Genomic DNA, 380 nt, shown 5'->3' with positions numbered 1-380 from the left:
CCCGTGAGCCGGTGCCAGGCCAGCGCCGTGGCTCGCTGGATGGCCGAACCGCCGCCGATGGAGATACGCAGCGCCGAGAAGTCGATGGCCGCGGACTTCGGGTTCTGAAGGATGCTCGCGTACGTGGAGTTGACGCCCCACAGGAGGTGAAATTTCTCCCTGGCCAGTGTCTCGACAATCAGCGCGGTGTCCCGAGGGTTGCGAATGATGTAGGAGGTCGAGCCCATCCTCATCGACAGCAGGAAGCAGCAGCTGAGCGCGTAGATGTGATAGAGCGGCAGTGCAGTGAGCATCAGCGTTTCCAGCTCCGGGTCGCCACGCGTGAGCCACGGCATGTTCCAGGCTCGCATCAACTCGCTGTTGGCCGCCAGGTTGCGGTG

Annotated in this window: 1 protein-coding gene; it reads right to left on the bottom strand. The window is 63.7% G+C overall.

The window, feature by feature from the left end:
* On the bottom strand, positions 1-380 hold a 380-nt coding region (locus tag D7Y13_RS44980), incomplete at both ends, for an AMP-binding protein (protein ID WP_147452807.1).

It is taken from the genome of Corallococcus praedator (assembly GCF_003612125.1).
Taxonomy (GTDB): Bacteria; Myxococcota; Myxococcia; order Myxococcales; family Myxococcaceae; genus Corallococcus; species Corallococcus praedator.
The sequence above is the reverse complement of the archived record's forward strand: the minus strand, read 5'-3'. Positions and strand labels throughout refer to the sequence as shown.